This is a genomic window from Bacillus sp. MYb78 (assembly GCF_002975115.1).
In the GTDB taxonomy this organism is placed as follows: Bacteria; Bacillota; Bacilli; order Bacillales; family Bacillaceae_G; genus Bacillus_A; species Bacillus_A cereus.
In genome coordinates this window covers 1-2,734 of the sequence record NZ_PCOB01000060.1, presented here as the reverse complement: position 1 = coordinate 2,734, position 2,734 = coordinate 1, and the positions used below count along the sequence as shown (strand labels likewise).

Here is a 2,734-nt window from a genome sequence, read left to right as displayed (position 1 = left end):
CAACAATTTTTGAGTTTAGATAAAAAAATAAAAGAAAAGAAACAGGAATTTGAAACGTTTCGAAATCAAATTCCGGATAAGCCAGTGTCAATGTCTTATTTGCGAGAAGAAACAAAAACAGAAGTAACAACGAAACTGTTTGGAAAGCCAGAAATTACTGAGAAGAAAACAGGAAACATTGTGGTTACACGTGAGCAATGGAGAGATATGACAGAAAAAGTGAATGCAGCCGTTATTGTTAAAAAAGATTATGAACGTTTACAGAAGACGGATCTTGTAAAAGAGAATCAAAGTTTACGAGAAGATAATAAATATTTAGAAGAAACAATAAAGGGGAATAATCTTGCTTTAAAACATTCTTATAAACAAAATCGGGAATTAGAAGAAGTAAATAAAGAATTGCATACTGAAATAGGCACTTTAAAGGCTCATATAAGAGATTTACAGATGAATATAAAGGTTTTATATCAACAGACGAAAAAAGTCTTTAAAGAGCAATTTAAGGCATTTAGAGGACTTATTAAAAACGAACTGGATATGAAGGGTGTAGATAATCAATTTGAACGTGAACATACAAGAGAAATAAGAAGTAGACAGAAAGGATATGACATGGAACGTTAGAAACGTTTTGTGATATACTATAATTATTCATCACTAACTAATTTATGGGTTTCATCCATTTAAAAATCTCTTTATATGTGTGCATATAAAGAGATTTTTTGCGTTTATGTAATTAAAATTATGTTAAGATTGATAAGACTACATTTGAAAATGTGGGTTCAAGTTGCTGTTTGACTGAATTGCACAAAAAACCAATTCTATTACACGAGAATTGGTTTTTTTGCGTATAACGAATAGAGATATATCTAGGCGTTTAAGGAGTTGTATCTTATATAATTTAGTCTAACATTAATAAAAAGAAAATTCAAAAATATTCACTAGGTTTGTTGTTTATAAGGAATTATAAAACATGAAATTTTGCATATTTTCTAATTAATTCCCGGAAATAGGAATTAATGATTTATAATAAATAGATGAAATACCCTTTCAGTTTCCGATGAACTGTACTTTAGTCTGTTGTTAGTACGAAGTCTTTTAAAAGACTTCGTACTTTTTTTATTGTCGACCAAGACTATGTTGTAAATGCTCATAGCATTGTATGTTGGATTTCAATTGTAAGTTCCAAAGTAAACTTTTGAATATTTGTTTACTTTCAAATAATTGGTTTTATGGTGTTTTCAGAGGATTTTAGAAAAATAGAGATTCCCGTAAAGAAAGTATACATTTAGAATGCGAATTTTGTACGGATGATGGTTAAAGATACTCAATAAAAATTTCATTTTGTAGAAAATCATCAAAATAAAACGAGCACTTATGGCAAGGCGCTCGTTTAAAAAACATTCTGTGTATTAGGGTTGTGTTTATAAGTTATGAACCGATGAATATTTGTTAAAGTAAGGTTTAAGATAGTTTATTCATTTTAAAGTAAATGGGAACCTGTACGGCAAAAAAAGAGGACCTTCGAACAGTGCTCTTTCTCTGAGTCTGTAGTGCATGATACTTTATGAAGTTTTTTTAGAAATAAAATGAATGAGCTCACGACTAAAACGAACTTGCTATACAATAACATATAAAAAGTCAGACAAGATACAACAAAAAAAGCCATTCATGCTATAATTGAGTTGTCGAATCTACAACTATAGGAGAAGGGCTTTTTTTACTGTTATACAATTAATTAGAGTGTTCAGACTCAAATTAATTTATCTAACTTCATAATAACAAAATAAAAGTCTCTTCGCTAGTTGTAAATACTAGAAACGAGGAGAAAAGCATGACAAATACCATTGATTTTAAACATGTTGAGAAAAATGCAAGAATACGTGATTTTGAGAATGAAAAAGAAAAGTTTAAACAAGATCATAACGGAATTAATCAAGAAGAAGTAAATCAAGCAATGCAAGTATTAAGTAAAGCTACTGGCGGAAAAGAAATATTTATAGGTACTAAACGTTCCCCGCAATCAAAAGTAAAGTTTGCCCAATTTATTCAAGATAATTGGGATTATGCTTTAGAAAATGCATTTTTTACTGACGAAGAAATGCTCTTTTTACTTCGTATTCAAAGGTTTTTACAATTTAAAAGTAATTGTATTGTAAATGATATTCATTCTAGAAATGCACTTCCTATGAGTCAAAAACAAATAGCTGATAGATTAAAAACTGATAAATCTAAAATTAGTCGCATTGTAAATAGTCTGGTACAAAAAGGTGTTATTGTAAAAGCAAATGGACATAAACCAGAAGGGGTTAAAGCTCGTACATACGCATTATTTATTAATCCTAATATTATTTATAGCGGTGAACGTGATAATGTTGAAACAACTTTAAAAGCTTTATTTATGAATTCGAAATCACTATTTAAAAAATTTCCAATAGCCCTTTTTTAAGGGCTATTTTTTTAATTTTAATAGTTGTCTAATTTGACAACTAAAGTTGTCTAATCTGACAACTATTAAAACCACTATAAACCCTTGATATAATAAGCTTTTTAACTAGTTTAGTAGGTATTTTACTCTCACTCTCTATATAAGGGCTAAAAGTTCCGCAAGGAACAGGTCGTATTTTTGAGGAAAAAGCACTCAAAAATCTCCACCTTTTTCACTACGTTTCATCCTTGCCAAACTTTTTTCGGCTGGTTTTTAGCTTTCGCCAAGCCGAACAGACCAAAAACGGGG

The 2,734-nt window shown here is 29.6% G+C and carries 1 protein-coding gene and 1 pseudogene; both read left to right on the top strand.

Annotation, left to right across the window (positions count from 1 at the left end):
* Positions 1 to 621 (top strand): annotated as a pseudogene (locus CQ064_RS32920) (MobV family relaxase); the annotation flags it as partial.
* 1,210 nt (positions 622 to 1,831) lie between these two features.
* On the top strand, positions 1,832 to 2,446 hold the full coding sequence (locus tag CQ064_RS32915; RefSeq protein WP_000185569.1) for a MarR family transcriptional regulator: 615 nt from the start codon (positions 1,832 to 1,834) through the stop codon (positions 2,444 to 2,446).
* Positions 2,447 to 2,734 lie beyond the last annotated feature (288 nt).